The sequence below is a fragment of the Labilibaculum sp. genome, assembly GCF_041595635.1.
Classification (GTDB): Bacteria; Bacteroidota; Bacteroidia; order Bacteroidales; family Marinifilaceae; genus Labilibaculum.
In genome coordinates this window covers 137,119-158,463 of sequence record NZ_JBFHJW010000002.1, presented here as the reverse complement: position 1 = coordinate 158,463, position 21,345 = coordinate 137,119, and the positions used below count along the sequence as shown (strand labels likewise).

Annotated in this window: 17 protein-coding genes and 1 other annotated feature; of the genes, 10 read left to right on the top strand and 7 right to left on the bottom strand. The window is 34.3% G+C overall.

The annotated features are described in order from the left end of the window. The coding region (locus ABYT26_RS01395; RefSeq protein ID WP_372751094.1) for a hypothetical protein at positions 1–291 on the top strand (291 nt) is incomplete at its 5' end. 201 nt (positions 292–492) lie between these two features. Here the strand turns inward: ABYT26_RS01395 and ABYT26_RS01390 are convergent. The 4 genes from ABYT26_RS01390 to proB all read right to left on the bottom strand — a co-directional run bounded on the left by ABYT26_RS01390 (position 493) and on the right by proB (position 6,144). Then, positions 493–2,301: a hypothetical protein gene (locus tag ABYT26_RS01390; RefSeq protein WP_372751093.1), complete on the bottom strand. Its 1,809-nt coding sequence runs from the start codon at positions 2,299–2,301 to the stop codon at positions 493–495. Between the two features lie 76 nt (positions 2,302–2,377). Next, positions 2,378–3,679 (bottom strand): deoxyribodipyrimidine photo-lyase, encoded by a 1,302-nt coding sequence (locus ABYT26_RS01385; RefSeq protein WP_372751092.1) that lies wholly within the window; start codon positions 3,677–3,679, stop codon positions 2,378–2,380. A 76-nt stretch (positions 3,680–3,755) separates the two neighbouring features. After that, positions 3,756–5,003 carry a glutamate-5-semialdehyde dehydrogenase gene (locus ABYT26_RS01380; RefSeq protein WP_372751091.1) on the bottom strand — a complete coding sequence of 416 codons (1,248 nt, stop codon included), beginning with the start codon at positions 5,001–5,003 and terminating at the stop codon, positions 3,756–3,758. 70 nt (positions 5,004–5,073) lie between these two features. Further along, positions 5,074–6,144 carry a glutamate 5-kinase gene (proB, locus tag ABYT26_RS01375; RefSeq protein ID WP_372751090.1) on the bottom strand — a complete coding sequence of 357 codons (1,071 nt, stop codon included), beginning with the start codon at positions 6,142–6,144 and terminating at the stop codon, positions 5,074–5,076. A gap of 566 nt (positions 6,145–6,710) precedes the next feature. Here proB and ABYT26_RS01370 point away from each other — a divergent pair. The 7 genes from ABYT26_RS01370 to rimO all read left to right on the top strand — a co-directional run bounded on the left by ABYT26_RS01370 (position 6,711) and on the right by rimO (position 13,441). Next, complete coding sequence (locus ABYT26_RS01370) at positions 6,711–8,747, top strand: M3 family metallopeptidase (protein WP_372751088.1); 2,037 nt, start codon at positions 6,711–6,713, stop codon at positions 8,745–8,747. A 344-nt stretch (positions 8,748–9,091) separates the two neighbouring features. Next, positions 9,092–9,994: a YitT family protein gene (locus ABYT26_RS01365; RefSeq protein ID WP_372751087.1), complete on the top strand. Its 903-nt coding sequence runs from the start codon at positions 9,092–9,094 to the stop codon at positions 9,992–9,994. A 283-nt stretch (positions 9,995–10,277) separates the two neighbouring features. Further along, positions 10,278–10,520 (top strand): 50S ribosomal protein L28, encoded by a 243-nt coding sequence (rpmB, locus tag ABYT26_RS01360; RefSeq protein ID WP_096432400.1) that lies wholly within the window; start codon positions 10,278–10,280, stop codon positions 10,518–10,520. Positions 10,521–10,534: 14 nt separating this feature from the next. Beyond that, positions 10,535–10,717, top strand: a complete 183-nt coding sequence (gene rpmG / locus ABYT26_RS01355) for a 50S ribosomal protein L33 (protein ID WP_372751086.1) — start codon at positions 10,535–10,537, stop codon at positions 10,715–10,717. A 7-nt stretch (positions 10,718–10,724) separates the two neighbouring features. Continuing rightward, entirely contained in the window at positions 10,725–10,880 is a 156-nt protein-coding gene (locus ABYT26_RS01350; RefSeq protein WP_372751085.1) for a DUF4295 domain-containing protein, read from the top strand. Further along, positions 10,785–10,946, top strand: a sequence feature (ribosomal protein L10 leader region). Its footprint overlaps the gene before it by 96 nt. A gap of 98 nt (positions 10,947–11,044) precedes the next feature. Then, on the top strand, positions 11,045–11,995 hold the full coding sequence (gene ftsY, locus ABYT26_RS01345; RefSeq protein WP_372751084.1) for a signal recognition particle-docking protein FtsY: 951 nt from the start codon (positions 11,045–11,047) through the stop codon (positions 11,993–11,995). Positions 11,996–12,142: 147 nt separating this feature from the next. Further along, complete coding sequence (rimO, locus tag ABYT26_RS01340) at positions 12,143–13,441, top strand: 30S ribosomal protein S12 methylthiotransferase RimO (protein WP_372751083.1); 1,299 nt, start codon at positions 12,143–12,145, stop codon at positions 13,439–13,441. 37 nt (positions 13,442–13,478) lie between these two features. Here the strand turns inward: rimO and ABYT26_RS01335 are convergent, their stop codons facing one another. The 3 genes from ABYT26_RS01335 to ABYT26_RS01325 all read right to left on the bottom strand — a co-directional run bounded on the left by ABYT26_RS01335 (position 13,479) and on the right by ABYT26_RS01325 (position 17,246). Next, the gene (locus ABYT26_RS01335; protein ID WP_372751082.1) at positions 13,479–14,069 is read right to left on the bottom strand and encodes an exonuclease domain-containing protein; all 591 of its coding nucleotides are present in this window, start codon (positions 14,067–14,069) and stop codon (positions 13,479–13,481) included. Between the two features lie 59 nt (positions 14,070–14,128). Then, positions 14,129–14,644 (bottom strand): thiol peroxidase, encoded by a 516-nt coding sequence (gene tpx / locus ABYT26_RS01330; RefSeq protein WP_372751081.1) that lies wholly within the window; start codon positions 14,642–14,644, stop codon positions 14,129–14,131. Positions 14,645–14,747: 103 nt separating this feature from the next. After that, positions 14,748–17,246 (bottom strand): ATP-dependent Clp protease ATP-binding subunit, encoded by a 2,499-nt coding sequence (locus tag ABYT26_RS01325; protein ID WP_372751080.1) that lies wholly within the window; start codon positions 17,244–17,246, stop codon positions 14,748–14,750. 302 nt (positions 17,247–17,548) lie between these two features. Between ABYT26_RS01325 and gyrA the strand changes: the two genes are divergently transcribed. Together gyrA and ABYT26_RS01315 are read left to right on the top strand one after the other, a co-directional pair. Further along, entirely contained in the window at positions 17,549–20,056 is a 2,508-nt protein-coding gene (gene gyrA, locus ABYT26_RS01320; protein WP_372751079.1) for a DNA gyrase subunit A, read from the top strand. Between the two features lie 96 nt (positions 20,057–20,152). Next, positions 20,153–21,322 carry a tetratricopeptide repeat protein gene (locus ABYT26_RS01315; RefSeq protein ID WP_372751078.1) on the top strand — a complete coding sequence of 390 codons (1,170 nt, stop codon included), beginning with the start codon at positions 20,153–20,155 and terminating at the stop codon, positions 21,320–21,322. The last annotated feature ends 23 nt before the right edge of the window (positions 21,323–21,345 follow it).

The window sequence follows — 21,345 nt, the reverse complement described above, 5'->3', positions numbered from 1 at the left end:
TATCTGTTTGCTGGTTGGTATTTATTATCTATGGAGGTAAAGAATAGCCAAAAAATATTGCCTTTCATAGTTTCTTATCTAATAGCACAAACCTATATTGCAATTGTATTTGGAATAAGAGACTATCCATTGAAAGAAGTGTTTGCAATAACTACAGCAGCTTCCATTCTTCTCGCGATAATTATTTTATACGTTAATGAAAAAAAATTAGAGAGTAACTACGCAGTAAAATCCTATATCAACCGGTTATGGCTTTGTTTGATGTTTGTCGGATCCTATGCTTGGATCTAAAATGCAGAGGAGAAAAAATAATCGCAATTCTATATCTGTATAGTTTAGGCTGCATATTCAATCTAATTAGTCTACGGAAATAGCTACTTACTATAAATTGAAGAGCCGAATCGATACTGATTCGGCTCTTTTTTTATTGAAATCTTAATGAATTAACATCTTTAATGAACAGGTGAGTTAAATAGTAAGATTGGTGAAATTTTAGTTTTCGTTTAATATTTCCATATCAATACCCATTTTTTGCATTAAAATAGGAGCGTTAAAGGTCTTACAAAATCCTTTTTGCACTTTATAATCGAAGTAAAGTTTTTCTCCATCAATTTTAATATCAAAAAAACGGTTCTCAACTTTTCCAGGAAGTTCCTTTTCTAATACTGATAATTCTAAATCGTGGGTTGCAAGCATGGCAACTGCATCATGCTTCACCAACTGTTTAATCAAAGCTCTCGAGCCAGTATGCTTGTCTTTCGAATTGGTTCCTCTTAAAATTTCATCTAAAAGAAGTAAGCTTTTTTCCTTCCGATTCACTTTTTCGAGTACCTGCTGAATTCTTTTTAGTTCTGCATAAAATGAGGACTCATTTTCTTCTATGGAATCTTTAATTCGCATGGAAGTATTGATTTCCACATTTGAAACGGTCATTTCTTTCGCACAAACCGGAGCTCCAGCTAAAGCCATCACCACATTCACTCCAACAGTTCTTAGAAAAGTACTTTTCCCAGCCATATTCGAACCTGTAATAATGTGCACAGTTCCTGGACCTGTTAATTTATAGTCGTTATTCACTCTCGATTTTTGATCGATCATAGGGTGACCAGCTTCCTTCATTTCTAATGCAAAATGTTGTTCTGTTACATTGGGAAATGACCAATTTTCGTGGTTGAAACTTAAATTAGATAAACTTGATAGTGCTTCAATTTCACCAATGGCGGCAAACCATTTTTCAATTTTCAATCCGTTTTTCTGTTTCCATACATCCATTCTGAATAAAATATGCAAATCGTAGAAAAATAGCAGATTGATTAGGAATTGAACTACCAAATTTAAACTCTGATCAAGAAGTTCGATAAGCTTAGTTAATTGTTGGATTTTTTTAGAAGTGGGTACATCAGAACTAGCCAATTCTTTTTTGAGTTCTATTAATTTTTCAGAAGTCCAGTTTTCATGTTCAAATCGTTCAATAATGTAGGAGTAGGTTTTGAGCATTTCTCCTTTTTTGGATATTTGTTCATGCGCCAACTTAACTTTCTTCGAATTTAAATTATGAATTCCAATACTAGCCAGAGCCATAATTATTAGGGGAACTGGTGAGTCTATAAATGAGTAAATCAAAGCTCCTAAGGATAACAGGGGCATGATTGTAATCACAATCTTTAGCAGTTTTTTCCCATAAAAAGGAGAAGTTTTTTTTCCCCATTCAGTTACAAAATCTGGCTTATCATTTTTTAAATTGTTCAAAAGGCCATATTGAATAATATCTTGCCTCCAGTCTATTTTTGCTGATAATTCTTGAATTGCTTCCTGTCGTTTTTTAATTTCTTGATTTTCCGATGGTTTCGATAGCCAGTTGGCAAGAATATGATTACCACTTTTGCTAACAGCTCTATTAATCAATTGAAAAATAGAATGTGAACCAAATATATCAAGATCTGAGGCATAAGGATGATTTGCTTCTAGGTATTCTTTTCCCTTATTGTATAAGGCACTGTGCCTGGTTTGTAAACAATTTATTTCATTTTCATTAATCTGAATAAGAAGCTTCAGTTTTTTTATTTCCTGATCATTTTTACTATACCTACGCACAAAATAAACTAGAGCGATAATCAGAATACTTCCCACCAAACAAGCAAAATAAATAGAGGTGGATAGAAGAAGATAAAATAGTATAAACGCGCCAAGAGCACTGCTTAATCGTAATACAGATAGGGTTTTATTAGCTTTTTTTAGTTGAGTAATACGTTTTTGAAAGCCGTGAATTCGATCGGCGTAAAAGGATAATTTTTGTTTCATTTTCTCTTTGAATGTAATTGAAAAAGCTAAGGTAAGTAAAAAGATAGCTTTTTATCAATCATGAGAAAACATTGTATTATCGTAAGGCCGATTTGTAGGTCGCTAAGGCTCTTTCACGAGCAAATTTATGATCAACTATGGGGGTAGAATAGTCTTTCGTGTCTATTTCGGGAACCCATTTACGAATGTATTCCATTTTCGGATCAAACTTTTTTTGTTGTTCATGGGGGTTAAAGATTCGGAAATAAGGCGCAGCATCGCATCCACATCCGGCAGCCCATTGCCAATTGCCATTGTTCGAAGCCATGTCGTAATCTAATAAGTGGTTCGCAAACCAAACTTCACCCCAACGCCAATCAATTAGAAGGTGTTTGCATAAAAAGCTAGCAACAACCATTCGAACCCGGTTGTGCATATTCCCAGTTTGTTTTAATTCCCGCATTCCTGCATCAACCATTGGGTAACCAGTTTTTCCTTCACACCAAAGTTTAAATTCATTTTCATCATTTCGCCATTTAATTTCATCGTATTTTATGCGAAAACTTTGATGTTCTACATGTGGAAAATTCCAAAGAATCTGGCTGAAAAAATCTCTCCAAATCAATTCATTCAAAAATTGAGGATGACCCATTAGAGCTTTTTTAGCAGCTTGCCGAATGCTAAGGGTACCAAATCGGAGATGTGGCCCAAGCAACGATGTTGCTTGCAATGCAGGATAATTCCTTCGATTGTCATAATTCAGTAAAGTTTCTGCTGATAAATCATAAACGGGCACAGAAATATTACTTTTTTCGAATCTTAAGCTTTCTAAGGTGGGAACTTCAGAACTTGGAATTTGAGCGAAATTTTTGGAGCAAAAGTCGATTGGGTACTCTAAAAAGGGGTTGTCAGCATGAAGTTCACGCCATTTTTTCATGTAGGGCGTGTAAACGGTATAAGGCAAACCATCCTTTTTAACAACTTCTTTTTTTTCGAAAAGTACATGATCTTTAAAACTTTTAAGATCAGTGTTTTTCAACTTTAATAATTTTTGAATTTCCTTGTCTCTTTTTATTGCGAATGGTTCATAATCTTCGTTAGTGTAAATATTCGCAATATTGTACTCTGTTAGCAATTCCTCAATGACATTTCTACAATTTCCATGTTTTATAAGTAAACTACTACCAATATTTTTTAATCTTTCATTTATTTCAATTAGTTGTTCGTGTATGAAATTGATACGTGCATCATTCTTGTATTCTAATTGGCTTAGAATCTCAGTATCAAAAATAAAGAAACAAAGAACTGGCTTTTTCGATTGGATAGCCTGATAAAGTCCATGATTGTCATTTAAGCGTAAATCTCTTCGAAACCAGAAGGCTGTGAATTCATTTTTCATGCAGGAAGTTTTGATTTCTTTAAAAACAAACTAAAAGTATGATTTGTTTTGACGAAAGATTGGAAATGAGAGTTGTTTATGCTCTAATTTGTCCATTGCCTGCAATCAACCATTTGTAGGAGGTTAATTCTTCCAAAGCCATGGGACCGCGCGCATGCAATTTTTGCGTACTAATTCCAATTTCTGCTCCTAAACCAAATTGTGCTCCATCGGTAAATGCAGTTGAAGTATTAGAATAGACTGCAGCAGCATCTACGGCTGAGTAAAAGCTAGTTATGGTTTGGTTATTCTCGCTAATAATAGCTTCGCTATGCTTCGAACTATACTTGTATATGTGATCAAGTGCAGCTTGAAAGTCGTTTACTGTTTTTATGGACATTCTAAGACTTAGAAACTCGGTTCCAAAGGAAGAAGAATCAGCTTTTTTCAGAAGATGGATCGGATAATGTCCTTTAATTGAACTGTAGGCTTCTTCGTCGGCATAGATTTCAACTTTTTGCTTGGATAGTTTGCTTACAATAGTTGGTAAATCAGAAAGTCTACTTTTATGAATTAGTAAGCAATCCAATGCATTACAAACACTTACTCTTCGAGTTTTTGCATTACATACTATCTCTTTGCCTTTTTCAATATCTCCATCCTTATCAAAATAGGTATGTACAATACCGGCACCTGTTTCAATAACCGGAACTTTAGAGTTTTGTCGAACCGAATTGATTAAATTTTGAGAACCTCGGGGAATTAAAACATCAACAAAACCAACTGCGTTCATCAATTCTGTGGCTGCTTCTCTGGCCGAAGGCAGAAGTTGAATAATATCTGGATTTTGCTGTTCCTGCTTAAGCGTTTCCTTTATAATGGCAACCAATGCTTTGTTTGAGTTTTCAGCATCGCTGCCACCTTTCAGAATGCAGGCATTCCCAGATTTAAAGCAAAGTGTAAATACATCAAGAGTAACATTCGGACGAGCTTCGTAAATTACTCCGACAGTTCCCAGCGCAACACTTACTTTTTTAATGAGTAATCCATTGTCAAGTGTTTTTTCTGAAAGTATTCGGCCCAAAGGCGTAGGTAGTTGAATGGTATTTTCAATATCAGTTGTTATGGCATAAATTCTTTCCTCGTTTAAAAGCAGACGATCGTATTTTGGATCGTCAGTAGACATTTTAGCTAAATCTTTTTGGTTGGCTTCAAGAATCTTTGCAATGTTAATTTTTAATGAGGAGGCTAGAGCCTGCAAAACTTTGTTAATGCCTTCTGAATTTAGCGAGCAAAGTGCTCTCGAGGCTTCTTTTACTTTATGTAGTTGTTCTGTACAGTTCATATCTAACAGTTATTTTGAGCTAATGTATTGATTTTATTTATTGTATTAATTAGGATTTGTTTTGGCATTCTTAGTAAAGAAAAAGGTAATCATAATGAACTACCGGTTTTTCTCCAGTTTTCCCGATAAAACTTTCGGCTTTGCTTTTATTGTATTGTGTTTTTCCTAAGCCTAAAATTTTTCCTGAATTGCCAACGATCTTTACAATATCGCCTTTTTCAAAATCGCCAATTATACTTACAATTCCTACAGGAAGTAAACTGCTTGCATCTTTCGAGCACAATGCTTCTTCTGCACCTTGGTTGATAATTAATTTTGCCTTTTCGAATCCATCCGATCCAGCCAACCATTGTTTTACTGTCGAAGATTTTTTACTAGCTATAAATCGGGTGTGTTTTACTGTTTCTGGCGATTTTACCAATTGCAGTAATATATTATCTATTCCACCATTGGCAATATGAACAGGGATGCCCGATTTTGCGACTCTTCCAGCAATACTGCATTTGGTAATCATGCCACCACGGCCAAAATTCGATTTTTCTGTTGTGATGTACTGTTTTAGCCGGTTAATGTCGCCACTTACCGTTTTTACAAGTTTAGATGCAGGATCGTTAGGATTTCCGGTGTAAATACCATCAATATTACTAAGCAGATAGAGATCTTCAACATTCATCATAGAAGCAATTAATCCCGATAACTCATCATTATCAGTAAACATCAAGGCTGTGACCGAAACGGCATCATTTTCATTGATGATAGGTAAAATATCATGATTAAGTAGTGAGTTTAAACAGTTTTTCATGTTTAAATAATGTTCTCTGGTTCTAAAGCTTTGTTTTGTAACCAATACTTGGGCACAGTCTATTTTGAATTCTTTAAGATAGGATGAATAGATATTCAGCAATTCAACCTGCCCCACAGATGACCATATTTGTCTTGCAGATACGGTATCAATTTTTTCAGGGATTTTCACTTTGCTTTTCCCGGCAGCAACAGCTCCCGACGATACTAGAATGCATTGAAATCCTAATTTTCTGAGGGCAGAAATTTGATAAACTATGTTTTTTATTCTGGATGTATTTAGCTCACCATTTGTTTTTGTGAGAACATTGGAGCCAATTTTGATGCAAATTCGTTTCATATTATATGTATGGATATGACAATTTAAAGTACGCAAACAGAATTCGGTGCTTAGAATTGAAAGCTATTACAATTAAATGCCTTTAATAGGATAAGGGCAGAAAATAAGAAAATAGATGGATCTAGTTACAATTTGGAGAGTACCCAAAGGGATGGAAGCTATAGGGATGACTTGCTGTAAGACATAGCAAATTAAATACAAAGAAGAAACTCTTTGTTTGGTAAGTTTTTTGGATAAGAAAATTCATGCCTCTCATTTCGGTAACGCTTGTAATTACAAATCCCCCCTTTATAATAAACCCAAATATAAGTAATTTTTCATACAAGTGCTTTTTACGTGTTGATAGATTGCTTGTTGAGTCTATTGTTAAAAGGTTTGCACAACGTTTATCTGTATGTCTTTAAATAATGTTAAATGGCTTGTATTTTTCAATCAATCAATAGTTAAGGCTAATTTTATTTAGGAGAGAAAAGCTTTATTAAGATATTTTCTAAATAATTATATTTTTTGTGGATTAAATGCCTTGTCAATTTCATATCTTTGTTTTTTATTATAAAAAAAGAATTATGAGTATAGAAACAAATCCATTACTAAGTGAATTTACCACAGCATACGAATCCGCTCCTTTTGAAATTATCAAGTTAAATCATTTTCTTCCTGCATTTACCGAAAGTATTAAAATTGCCAGAGAAGAAATTGATACAATTGCGAATTCAGACAAAAGTCCTAATTTCGAAAATACAATTGAAGCATTGGAATATTCAGGGCATAAATTAGATCGTGTGGCTTCAATTTTCTTTAATCTGAATCATGCCAATACTAATGATGAGATGCAAGCTCTTGCTCGCGAAGTATCTCCTATGCTAACCGAGTTTTCCAATGATATTATCATGAATGAAAAACTTTTTGCTCGCGTTAAAGAAGTTTATCAGCAAAAAGATGAGTTGACATTAAGTATTGAGCAGGAGAAATTACTAACCAATCGATACAAAGCATTTGTCCGCTCGGGAGCTAATCTTGAAAAAGAGAAAAAGGATCAAATTCGTGAAATATCGAAAGAACTATCGAAATTAACTTTGCAGTTTGGTGAAAATGTATTGGCTGCAACCAATAATTTTGAGCTTCTCATTAGCGATAAAAAAGATTTATCGGGTCTTCCAGAAGGAATTATAGAAGCAGCCTTAAATGCCGCAAAAGAAAAAGAGAAGAAAGGATGGCTTTTCAACTTGCAATTTCCAAGTTATGTTCCTTTTATGCAGTATTCCGATAAGCGTGAATTACGTGAGATAATGTTTAAAGCCTATACTTCCAGATGTTTCAATGATAAATTTGACAATCAAAAAAACGTGAAGCGAATTGTCGAATTACGTTTAAAAAAGGTTCAATTGTTTGGCTACACTTCTTATGCTGATTTTGTACTAGAAGAACGAATGGCACAAACATCCAATCAAGTTTTTGATTTTCTTTCTCAATTGCTTGATTCTTCGTTACCCAAAGCCAAACAAGAGTTCAAAGAATTACAAGACTATGCCAAAAGTTTGGGAGCCAATTTTAAATTGGAAAGATGGGATTGGGCTTACTATGCAGAGAAATTGAAAACAGAGAAATTTGATATTAATGATGAAATTACTCGTCCTTACTTTGAGTTAGGTAAAGTAAAAAAAGGCATTTTCTCCTTGGCAACTCTTTTGTATGGAATCAAATTTAAAATCAATTCCTCTATCTCAAAATATCACGAAGATGTTGATGTATATGAGGTTTTTGACGAAAAAGGAGAATTCTTATCATTATTATATACCGATTTTCATCCACGAAGTTCAAAACAAGGTGGAGCTTGGATGACTTCTTTTGTTGATCAGTACCAGAAAGATGGAAAAGACCATCGTCCTCACATATCTATTGTCTGTAATTTTACCAAACCTAGCAAAACAAAACCTTCTTTACTTACTTTTAACGAAGTAACCACATTTTTACACGAATTTGGTCATGCTTTGCACGGAATGTTATCAAAATGTGCATACAGTAGTTTGTCTGGAACAAATGTTTATCGCGATTTTGTTGAGTTACCTTCCCAATTTATGGAAAATTTTGCGACTCAAAAAGAATGGTTGGACGAAGTAGCTGAACACTTTGAAACAGGAGAGAAGATTCCAGCCGAATTAGTCCAAAAAATTATTGATAGTGAAAATTTCTTAAGCGGGTATTCATTTGTTCGCCAAATTAGTTTTGGTATGAACGATATGGCATGGCATAGCATTACAGAACCTGTCGCTGACGAAGTTGCGCAGTTCGAGAATACTGCCATGGCCCCTACAGAACTATTTGACCCGGTTGAAACTAGTTGCATGAGCACTTCTTTTTCCCATATTTTTGCTGGAGGATATGGCGCAGGATACTATGGTTACAAATGGGCCGAAGTATTAGATGCAGATGCCTTTGATGCTTTCAAAAGTACTGGTGTGTTCAACAAAGAAACAGCAAATTCTTTCAGAAAAAACATTCTCGAAAAAGGAGGAAGCGAGCATCCCATGGCTCTTTATTTGAAATTTAGAGGAAAAGAGCCATCTATAGAACCACTATTAAAAAGAAGTGGACTAAAGTAAGTAAATAAAAATACAGTATTCGAGCTGCTCAATAATTGAGCAGCTCTTTTTTTTGGAAAATATTTATTTTTAACATAAGTGTAATATTAGTGTGTGCTTTAAATTTAAATTAGAACCATGTAAATCAGGCTTAATTACATTTATTCCATTTTCATAAGTGAAAAATTGACGTTTTTTTGATGCTTTTTTGATGAGTATGTTTAAAAATAGTATATATATGTGTCTTTTGTGTTGATAAACTGGGTTTTGCGGTTGAAATAAAATCAAAGATTTTACTTGGATTTATAGGTGGGGAATTTAATTTTGTCGGCGAATTTTAAACAACTAAAAACTACAAGTAAAAAATGGCTTTCATAACTAACGAAAAATTTTTGTCCACCGAGTGGATTAGCGCATACGCTTATTTAATACTAGGGAGTATTATTTTTGCTGTTTCTGATATTTTATTTGTAGTACCATACAAGTTAGCTCCAGGTGGAGTGTATGGAATTGCAACAGTTTTAAACACATTATTTGACTGGAAAATTAGTTACTGTACTTTTGCAATGGAAATACCCCTTGTCATAATCGGCACCTTAATTTTAGGTCCACGATTTGGTGCTAAAACCATTGTAAGCATTTCTATTATTCTTGCTACCGTTTGGTTTATGGAAACCTTTATTTCACCTGATTATGCAAAAGTAATTGCTGATCCTATGTTGAATACGATTGTTGCAGGAGTCTTTTATGGAATTTCAATTGGTTTTGTTTTTAAATCGAGAGCAACTTCTGGAGGCTCAGATATCATTGCCATGATTTTGGCTAAATATACTAAAATGTCACTTGGAAAATTAGTGATGATCGTTGATGGTATTATCGTTTTATTTACACTCGCTCAACCCAGCGAAACGGGAGCAATCGGATGGGAGTTCGCTATCTACTCTTTAATAATCATATATATTGAAGGGAAAATTATTGATATGGTAGTAAGTGGAGCGAATTATCACAAAACAGTGATGATTGTCTCAGAACAATACGAGGCCATTTCGTCTAAAATTAAAAATGATTTAGTGAGAGGAGCTACTATCTTTACAGGACAAGGTGCTTATTCGGGAACTGAGAAAAAAATGATATACTCGGTTATGAGTAGGAGGGAATTAGAAATACTAAAATTATACATTCGCGAGGTAGACCCTTCGGCATTCGTAAATGTGACAGAAGCAAACGAAATTTTGGGCGAAGGATTTAAATCTCTTAACGAAGAATAATTTAAAATATTTATTCCAAATCCTTTCTGGAATATGAAGGGATTTTTTTATTTTTGTGGAAGTGTCCAATCTTTATAAATCTTAATTGATAAAAAAAATTTATTGTTTGTAAGATGCTATATGCTGCTAAGTAGGCACTCATAGTGTTTGTTACACATCAAGGAATTGCAAGGGCACTAAAATATATCTGTAAAAAGTTGCAATATAATTTGATTTTCAAGAAAATTATTACGTATTTTGCGACCTGTTTGAAAAGCGTTTAAGGAAAAAAATAATCTGGACTATGTCAAGAGTTTGTCAAATTACTGGAAAGAGCGTAATGGTTGGGAACAATGTTTCTCACTCAAAAAGAAGAACTAAGAGAAGATTTTATCCAAATCTTTTCGATAAAAAGTTCTATCTTCCTGAAGAGGATCGCTGGATTGAGCTAAGAATTTCTGCTGCAGGAGTACGCCTAATTAACAAGTTAGGAGTAAAAGGTGCACTTACAAAAGCTCAAGAAAAAGGATTTATTAAAAAATACTAAAAAAGGCATATAAAATGGCTAAAAAAGGTAATAGAGTGCAAGTAATTCTTGAGTGCACCGAGCATAAGGAAAGTGGTATGCCTGGAACTTCAAGATACATCACTACTAAGAATAAGAAAAATACTCCAGATCGTATGGAGTTGAAAAAGTACAATTCTATTTTGAAAAAAGTAACTGTTCACAGAGAAATTAAATAATTGAGATATGGCTAAGAAAGTAGTAGCATCCCTACAAAAAGGTGAAGGCCGTGGTTACGCTAAAGTGATCAAAATGGTGAAATCGCCTAAGACAGGTGCGTATTCTTTTAAAGAGGAAATTGTACCAAACGAGAACGTAAAGGATTTCTTTGCTCAAAAGTAAAGATCTTCATATATTAGTATATTTAAAGCCTCCTGATTTTTATTAGGAGGCTTTTTTTTGTAGTACTATGGTATTACTTTTATTCTTTAGCTATAATTCATTTATTGTTAATTGCTTGTGAGTTCATTTTTTTGTACTTTAGCAGTCTAAAATTATTATAGAAAATGGGATTATTTGATAGTTTTTCAAGGTCAAAAAAAGAAAATCTTAACAAAGGACTTGCGAAAACAAAGGACAGTGTTTTTAAGAAGTTGACGAGAGTTGTTGTTGGTAAAACTACCGTTGACGATGATGTACTTGACGAATTAGAAGAAGTCCTTATTTCTTCTGATGTTGGAGTAGATACAACTTTAAAAATTATTGAGCGAATCGAAAAACGTGTGGCGCAAGATAAGTTTCTAGGCACATCGGAATTGAATCGCATTTTGAAAGAAGAGATTGCTGGTCTCCTGAAAGAAAATAGTAAAGGTGAACATATTGGCTTTGATCTGCCAAAATCTGAACATCCTTATGTAATTATGGTTGTAGGAGTTAATGGTGTTGGTAAAACAACAACTATTGGAAAATTAGCTTATCAATTCAAAAAAGCCGGAAAAAAAGTGACTTTAGGAGCCGCCGATACATTTCGAGCTGCAGCAGTTGATCAATTAATAATTTGGTCCGAAAGAGTTGGAGTTCCTGTTGTGAATCAAGGCATGGGAGCCGATCCTGCTTCAGTAGCCTTCGAAACGCTTACTCAAGCAAAAGCTAATGGTTCTGATGTGGTAATTATTGATACTGCGGGTCGCTTGCATAATAAAATCAACTTGATGAATGAATTGAGTAAGATTAAGCGTGTTATGGATCGTGTTATTCCAGGTGCGCCTCATGAAATATTGTTGGTGCTAGATGGCTCAACTGGGCAGAATGCCTTCGAGCAAGCAAAACAATTCACCTTAGCAACGGAAGTAAACGCACTTGCAATTACCAAACTTGATGGAACTGCAAAAGGAGGCGTGGTTATAGGGGTTTCAGATCAATTTAAAGTGCCTGTAAAATACATTGGTATTGGCGAGGGAATGGAAGATTTGCAAGTTTTTAGCCGAAACGAATTTGTTGATTCTTTATTCAATTAAAAAGAATCATTCAGTGATATTAGAATGACTGCCTATAAAAGGCGGTCTTTTTTCATTATAGAACTTATTATTTTGAATCCAAATGGGAAAAAGAGTTTTTTCTCTTAATTTTGTGGCTGTAATAGCGATAAAAGGAAATCTACAAATATGAATCAGACGAAAATAAATATTATTAGCTTAGGTTGTTCTAAAAATTTGGTTGATACTGAATTACTAATGAAACAACTCGATGCCAATCAGTTTCAGGTTAGCTGTGACGAAGAGGATAGTGATGCGAGAACAATTATTATTAATACCTGTGGTTTTATTGGTGACGCTAAGGAGGAATCTATTGATATGATTCTTCAATATGCTGATGCTAAAAAAGCTGGTGATATCGATAAACTTTTCGTTATGGGATGTCTGTCAGAGCGTTATCGTGATGATTTGGTGAAAGAGATTCCTGAAGTGGATCATTTTTTTGGAAAATTTGAATGGCCAGCAATTGTTAAAGAATTGAATAAGGATTATAAGCCTGATTTTAAGAATTTTAGAATGGTAACTACACCTAAGCATTTTGCCTATCTTAAAATTTCGGAAGGTTGTAATCGTTCCTGTTCCTATTGTGCTATTCCTATTATTACTGGAAAGCATGTTTCCAGGCCCATGGAAGATATTTTAGAGGAAGCAAGAGGTTTGGTTAAAGGTGGAGTGAAAGAATTGTTGGTAATTGCTCAAGATTTATCATACTACGGCTATGATTTGTATCAGGAACTAAAATTAGCAGAATTGGTCGAGAAGCTTTCAGAAATTGAAGGTTTAGTGTGGATTAAATTACACTATGCCTATCCAACACAATTCCCCTATGGAATATTGAAAGTGATGCGTGAGAATCCGAAAGTGTGTCGTTATTTAGATATTGCTCTTCAGCATTCTAGCGATAATATTTTATCTCTAATGAGACGAGGAATCGATCGCCATAAAACTGTAGAATTAATCAACAGAATCAGGGAAGAGGTGCCTGGTATTACTTTAAGAACTACAATGTTAGTTGGTCATCCTGGAGAAACAGAAGAGGATATAGAGGATTTAAAAGCATTTGTTTCGGAAATGAAATTTGAACGTTTAGGCGTCTTTCCATATTCTAACGAGGAAGATACCTTTGCTGCGAACAATTATGAGGATAATATCCCTCAAGAAGTTAAGGAAGATAGAAAGGATGCAATTATGGCTCTGCAGCAAGAAATTTCACGACAAGTGAATGAAAAAAAAGTAGGGGAAGAGCTGAAAGTAATCATTGATAGAAAAGATGAAGACTTTTATTACGGAAGAACAGAATTTGATTCTTATGAAGTGGATCCTGAAGTGCTGATTCCAAATAACGGTACAGCTCTAAAAATTGGTCAATTTTATCAGGTGAAGATTAATGATTGTGAGGATTACGATTTATTCGCAGAATTGATATAGCAAGAAAGGCAGATCGAAAGATCTGCCTTTCCTATTTTTAGAATAAACTTCCTTGAATCTGATACAAACCCGATTTTTTTAATTCGAAAAAGCAATCAGCACAAGCTTTTACATCGGCCAATGCATCATGAGCACCATCGAAGTCTTTATTAAATAAAAAATGGTGTAATTCGGTTAAGTTGGGCCATTTGTAACCACTTCTGCCAGGAATTTTGCACACGTTCGTAGTGGTTTTCATGGTGCAAATCTTAGGGATTTCTACAAGCTTGGTATTTATTTCTTTGCGAAGGAATTCTGCTCCAATAATTGCTTCGTCAAAGCTGATGTTGTGAGCAATAAGAAAATCGGCTTTATTTAGTACTTTTGAAAACTCACTTAAAGCTTCCGATAAATTAATACCTTCGTTTATAGCTTTTTGTGTTGATATACCATGAACATTGGAGGCTTCAGTAGGGATGATAAAGCCTTCCGGAATAACGATTCGGTTGGCTCTTTTTATTTCATGATCACGACTGTCATATAAAATCCATGCTAATTGTACCAGCCGTGGCCAGTTATCTAAATCCGTAAGAGGAGCACTCCATCGTTTAGGTAATCCTGTGGTTTCGGTATCGAAAAATAAATACATATTCTACGGGTTAAAAAAAAAGCTCCACGAAGGAGCTTTTTACGTTTATTCTCAAATATTTAAACCAAACCTTTAGCAACTTTTAAAGCAGCCTCATAATTAGGTTCTTCAGTCATTTCAGCTACATATTCCACATACTGTACTTTGTTCTCTTTATCAATAACAACAATACCACGAGCTAGCAGTCGCAATTCCTCAACAGCAAAGCCATATTTTAAACCGAAGTCTAACTCTTTATGATCGGATAGAGTAATTAGATTTGTAATGCCCTCAGCTCCGCAAAAACGACCCAAAGCAAAAGGAAGATCATTTGAAAGAGTAATGATTTGAATGTTAGAATCCAAAGATGATGCTTCCTTATTAAATCGATGAGTTTGTGCCGAACATACACTAGTATCAATAGATGGGAAAATAGATAAAATTTTTACTTTTCCATCAAAATCAGATAATTTTACTGGTTCTAATCCTTGATTTAAGGCGGTGAAATTAGTAGCAGTACTTCCTACTTTAACTTCTGTTCCTAAAAGTGTCATAGGATTGCCAGCAAAGGCGACTTTCTTATTATTTTTATTCATAAAATATTTTTTATTGTTGTTTCTATCAAAGATAATAATTGTTTTGAATTAATCTAGATAAAAACATTCAAGAATTCAAAAGCCGGATAACTCCGGCTTTTATTTATTCAACTTCTTTGTGTTGTTTTAGAATTTTAGTGGTAATTTTTTGCTTTGCTTTATCAAAGCCAACAGATATTGTATCTCCCTCAGAAATAGTAGCTTTAATAATTACTTCAGCCATTTCATCTTCCAAATATTTTTGAATGGCACGTTTTAATGGTCGAGCGCCAAACTGAACATCATATCCTTTTTCCGAAATAAAGTCTTTGGCTGCAGCTGATATTTTAATACCATATCCAAGGTCACTTACTCTCTTATATAAACCATCTAGTTCAATATCAATAATTTTATGAATGTCTTTTTGAGTCAATGAATTAAACATGACAAGATCATCAATTCTATTCAAAAATTCAGGGGCAAATGCTTTTTTAAGAGCTTTTTGGATGATACTGTTGGTGTAGTCATTCGATTCTGTTCCTCCAGTTTGAAAACCAATTCCTTTGCCAAAATCTTTTAATTCCCGACTTCCAATATTCGAAGTCATAATAATGATACTGTTCTTAAAATCAACTTTTCGCCCTAAACTATCGGTTAATTGACCATCATCAAGAACCTGAAGTAATATGTTAAAAACGTCAGGATGTGCTTTTTCAATTTCATCGAGAAGCACAACGGAGTATGGTTTACGTCTAACTTTTTCAGTTAGCTGTCCACCTTCTTCATACCCAACATAGCCCGGAGGAGCTCCAACAAGCCTTGAGACAGCAAATTTTTCCATGTATTCGCTCATGTCGATTCTAATCAAAGCATCGTTACTATCAAATAAGTAGTTGGATAATACCTTTGCTAATTGTGTTTTACCGACACCAGTAGGTCCTAAAAATATAAATGTTCCAATTGGTTTGTTCGGATCTTTTAAGCCCGCTCGGTTCCTTTGAATAGCTTTTACTATTTTACCAATGGCATCATCCTGTCCAATTACTTTGCCCTGTAGTTCTTTACCCATTTGTATAAGTCTGGATCCTTCGGCTTGAGCAATTCTTTTTACAGGAACTCCTGTCATCATGGCAACAACTTCAGCAATATCATCTTCTGATACTTTTTCCTTTTTAAGACTTAGCTCTTGTTCCCACTTGTCTTTTTCGCGTTCCAATTCCTCCGAAAGATTCTTTTCTTTGTCTCTAAAACTAGCTGCCAACTCAAATTTTTGAGCCTTCACCGCTTTTATTTTACTTTGACGGGTTTCTTCGATTTTTTTCTCAAGTTCCTCAATGATAACAGGAACATTAATATTTGAAATGTGAACACGGGATCCTGCTTCATCCAAAGCATCAATTGCTTTGTCTGGAAGGTGTCGGTCACTAATGTATCTGGATGTTAATTTAACGCACGCCTCGATGGCTTCTTTTGTGTAGTATACATTGTGGTGATCTTCGTAGCGATCTTTTATGTTGTTTAGAATTTCAACTGTTTCTTCAGAAGAAGTTGGTTCCACCATTACCTTTTGAAAACGTCTTTCTAAAGCACCATCTTTTTCAATGTTCTGGCGATACTCATCTAAAGTCGTTGCCCCAATACATTGGATTTCACCTCGAGCTAAAGCAGGTTTAAGCATATTTGCAGCATCAAGCGAACCGGTTGCACCACCAGCACCAACAATAGTGTGAATTTCATCGATAAATAAAATGATGTCATTGGTTTTTGAGAGCTCATTCAATATAGCTTTCATTCTTTCTTCAAACTGACCACGATATTTAGTTCCTGCTACAATGGAAGCCAAATCGAGAGAAACAACTCGTTTTCCAAAAAGAACACGAGAAACCTTTTTTTGTACAATTCTTAATGCAAGGCCTTCGGCTATGGCTGATTTACCTACACCAGGCTCTCCAATTAATATTGGATTGTTCTTTTTTCGACGACTTAAAATTTGAGCAAGACGTTCAATTTCATTTTCCCGGCCAACGATAGGATCCAGAGTACCTTCTTCCGCTGATTTTGTAATGTCAACACCAAAATTATCTAGCACGGGTGTTTCCGATTTTCCTCTTTGGCTTGGTCTTTTTGAATCTCCACCCAATCCACCTTTCCCCTCACGATCCTCAGGAGTGTAATCCGCTTGAGCCTTGGGGAAAAGTGTTTTGAGGTTTTCCTTTACCTTATTGTAATCGATAGAATTATTTTCAAGAACCTGAGTAACCAAGCTTTTTTCATCTTTTAATATTGCCAAAAGAAGGTGGCTTGTATCTATAGTTTTATTCTTTAGTGCTTTAGCTTCAAGATAAATTAATTTAAGCACACGTTCTGCAGATCGTTGCAAAGGGATGTTATTTTGATCTAATTCAGAAATAGTCTCCGATTTTAGATTTTTTTCTATGTTTTTTCGAATATCGTAAAGGTCAACTCCTAATGAAATTAGAATGTCAACTGCAATACCTTCACCCTCACGAAGAATTCCTAAAAACAAATGTTCAGTTCCAATTGCGTTATTTCCAAGCCTTTCGGCTTCTTCTTTGCTATAGGAGAGAACATCTTTTATACGAGGTGAAAATTTTGAATCCATATAGTAGTTCTTTAGTAATTTTACAAAATATGATAAATAGCGATTTTTCTTACTTACGCTATTTTTTAATTGTAGCATTAAAATAACGAAAAATTATTAGATACAAGCCTAAAATAACAATGATTTTTATCGATAAATTGCATCAAAAATAGGAATTAAACTAATAATCAAGCAATAAACAAAGATGGTCTAAATATTTATCTTAATTCGTTCATAAATATCATATTCATTCTTACACAAAATCTACATATTTTGTTACTTTTGTATTTCCGAGAAATGTATAGAATTTTAAAATAAATATAATGACTACGGGAGAGAGAATTATTCGTATTAATATAGAAGAGGAAATGAAATCGGCTTACATTGATTATTCAATGTCGGTTATTGTTTCTAGAGCTTTGCCAGATGTTAGAGATGGTTTAAAACCTGTTCATAGAAGAGTGCTATTTGGAATGGGCGAGTTGGGTACAACTTCGAATAAACCATATAAAAAGTCTGCTAGAATTGTTGGTGAAGTACTAGGTAAGTATCACCCTCATGGTGATAGCTCGGTATACATGACAATGGTTCGTATGGCTCAACATTGGTCATTACGTTACCCTCTTATCGATGGTCAGGGAAATTTTGGTTCAGTTGATGGTGATAGTCCTGCTGCTATGCGTTATACCGAAGCTAGAATGAACAAAATTGCGGAAGAAACCTTATCCGATCTCGAAAAGGATACCGTAGATATGACACCCAATTTTGATGAATCCTTGAAGGAACCAACGGTTCTTCCTACACGTATTCCGAATCTTCTAGTAAATGGGGCATCAGGAATTGCTGTGGGAATGGCTACCAATATGGCTCCACATAACTTGACTGACGTTATTGATGCTATTATTGCATACATCGATGATAACGACATATCAATGGATGATTTGATTCGTATTGTAAAAGCTCCGGATTTTCCAACTGGAGGTATTATATATGGATATCAGGGTGTTAAAGATGCATTCGAAACAGGAAGAGGTCGAGTTGTTGTTCGCTCTAAAACAAATATTGAAACAACGGATAATGGTCGTGAAAAAATTATCGTAACCGAAATTCCTTATATGGTTAATAAGGCGGAGCTGATTATTAAAACAGCAGACTTAATTAACGATAAAAAAATTGAAGGAATTTCCAACGTAAATGATGAATCGGATCGTAACGGTATGCGTATCGTTTTTGATCTGAAAAGAGATGCAATTGCCAATGTTGTTTTAAACAAGTTGTTTAAATATACACAGATGCAAACTTCTTTCAGTGTTAATAATATTGCCCTGGTAAATGGACGCCCTAAAATGCTGAATTTAAAAGATTTAATTTTGCATTTTGTTGAGCATAGACATGATGTGGTTGTCCGTAGAACTCAGTTTGAACTTAAGCAGGCAGAAGCCAAAGCCCATATTCTACAAGGCTTGATTATTGCACTTGATAATATCGATCAGGTTATTGCTTTGATTCGAGGATCTAAAACGCCCGATGAAGCAAAACAAGGTTTAATGTCTAATTTTGAGTTGGATGAACTTCAAGCGAAAGCAATTTTGGATATGCGATTGCAGAAACTTACTGGTCTTGAAAGAGATAAGTTGCATGCTGAGTACGAGGAATTAATGAAGTTAATTGATTACTTGAACTCCGTTCTTAATGATAAAGCCATTCGTATGGGAATCATTGAGGAAGAACTTCTTGAGGTAAAAGCTAAATATGGTGATGAAAGAAGAACCGATATTGTTTATGCTTCTGAAGAATTTAATCCAGAAGATTTTTATGCCGATGAAGAAATGGTGATTACTATTTCGAGAATGGGATACATAAAACGAACTCCACTAGTAGAATTCAAAACTCAGAATAGAGGAGGAGTAGGTTCTAAAGGAAGTATTACCCGAGAGGAAGATTTCCTAGAGCATATGATTATGGCAACAATGCATAATACAATGCTATTCTTCACCGAAAAAGGAAAATGTTTCTGGTTAAAAGTATATGAGATCCCTGAAGGAACTAAACAATCTAAGGGTAGAGCAATTCAGAACCTATTAAATATTGAACCAGATGATAAGGTAAAAGCCTACATCAATGTTCTTAATTTAAAAGAAGAAGAATATATTAATAATCACAACATTGTGCTTTGTACAAAAAAAGGTGTTGTTAAAAAGACTTCTTTAGAAGCTTATTCACGACCAAGAATTAATGGTGTAAATGCCATTACTATTCGTGAAGATGATCAGTTATTAGAAGCTAAACTTACGAATGGCAATAATGAAATTTTAATAGCTGTACGTTCTGGTAAAGCAATTCGCTTCGCAGAAAGTCAGGTTCGACCAATGGGAAGAACAGCATCAGGTGTTCGTGGAATTACTCTAAAAGACGAGAAAGATGAAGTAGTTGGCATGATTTGTGTTGAGAATGGGGAAGAAGATGTTCTTGTAGTTTCCGAAAACGGTTTTGGAAAACGTTCCAATATAGATGATTATAGGATTACAAATAGGGGTGGAAAAGGTGTTAAAACCATTAGTGTAACAGAAAAAACTGGTGATTTAATAGCAATTAAAGGTGTAACCGATAATGATGATTTAATGATTATCAACGAATCGGGAATTACCATTAGAATGGCTGTCTCTGATTTACGAGTAATGGGTCGTGCAACTCAGGGGGTTCGCCTAATTAATTTGAGTAAGAAAAATGATTCCATTGCCGCTGTAGCCAAAGTAAATTCATCAAATGATGATGATGAAATAAATTCAGAAGATTCAGAGGAAACTGAAGAAGGTGAAGTAAAAGAATAGATATTTAGACTAATTATAAAGAAATCAATCTTGAGATTAGTTAAAAAATAAAGATCTATTTTTGTTCAAGATTGTAATAAAAACTAAACATTGATTATGAGAAAATTATCATTCATTCTAGTTATGCTTATGTGTGTTGCAAGTGTAAGCGCTCAAAAAAGCAAAGTTACTGGAGCACAAAATTATTTAACTTCTGGTAAGTTAGATAAAGCGAAAGAAGCTATTGATGAAGGAATTCAAGACGAAAAATGTGTGTCATATGCTAAGGCATATCTTGTAAAAGGAAAAGTATATCAAGGGATTTTTGAAAGTCCACTTCCTGCTTATCAAAAATTAGCTGAAAAACCACTTGATGTGGCTTACGAAGCTTATATGAAAGCTCTTGAATTAGATGAAAAAGGAAAAATGCTTAAGCCTGTAAAAGCTCAGATGACTAACATGATTCCTGATTACACAAACCAAGCGGTAACATACTATAACAATGGTGATTATACTGCTGCTTTAGCCGCTTTTGAGAAAGTTTTAGAAATTGAAGCAATGGATATGTTTAAAGAAACTGCTACAATTGATACTGCAGTTATCTTTAACGCAGGTATGACAGCTCAAAAATCTGATGATTTGGAAAAAGCTGCTAAATATTATACCCAAGCCATTCAATATAATTATGGAGGAGCAAAAACTTATGCAAATTTATCGAAAGTATTAAGTGATGCTGGAAATAAAGAAGAAGCAGTAAAATATCTACACAAAGGATTTGAGCTATATCCAAATGACTCTTGGATGTTGGTAGAATTAATTAATTACTACATGTTAGGTGGAGAACCTCAAAAAGCTGCTGATTATCTAGATAAAGCAATTGAGATAGATCCTGAAAATGGTTCCTTTTACCGTGCGAAAGGAACTTTGTATGAGAAAACTGAAGAATATGCAAAAGCTGAAGAAATGTATAATAAAGCTTTAAGCATTGATTCTAAAGATTATGCATCTCAATATAGTTTAGGACTGCTTAAACTTAACCAAGCTATTCAAAAGCATAAAGTAGCTAATGAAATAATGGATGCTAAGAAGTACAATGAAGCAATTAAGGATGTGTATGCTATGTACGAAAAAGTAATTCCATATTTCGAGAAAGTTCTTGAAATTCAACCAGAGGAGAAAAATTCAATGATCACATTGAAAGAATTATATTTCAAACTTAGAAATGAGAATGAGGTTTATCTTCAAAAATACGAATCGTTAAAAGCGAAGTTAGACGGAATGGAATAACAAATAAAATAAAAGGAAGTTAA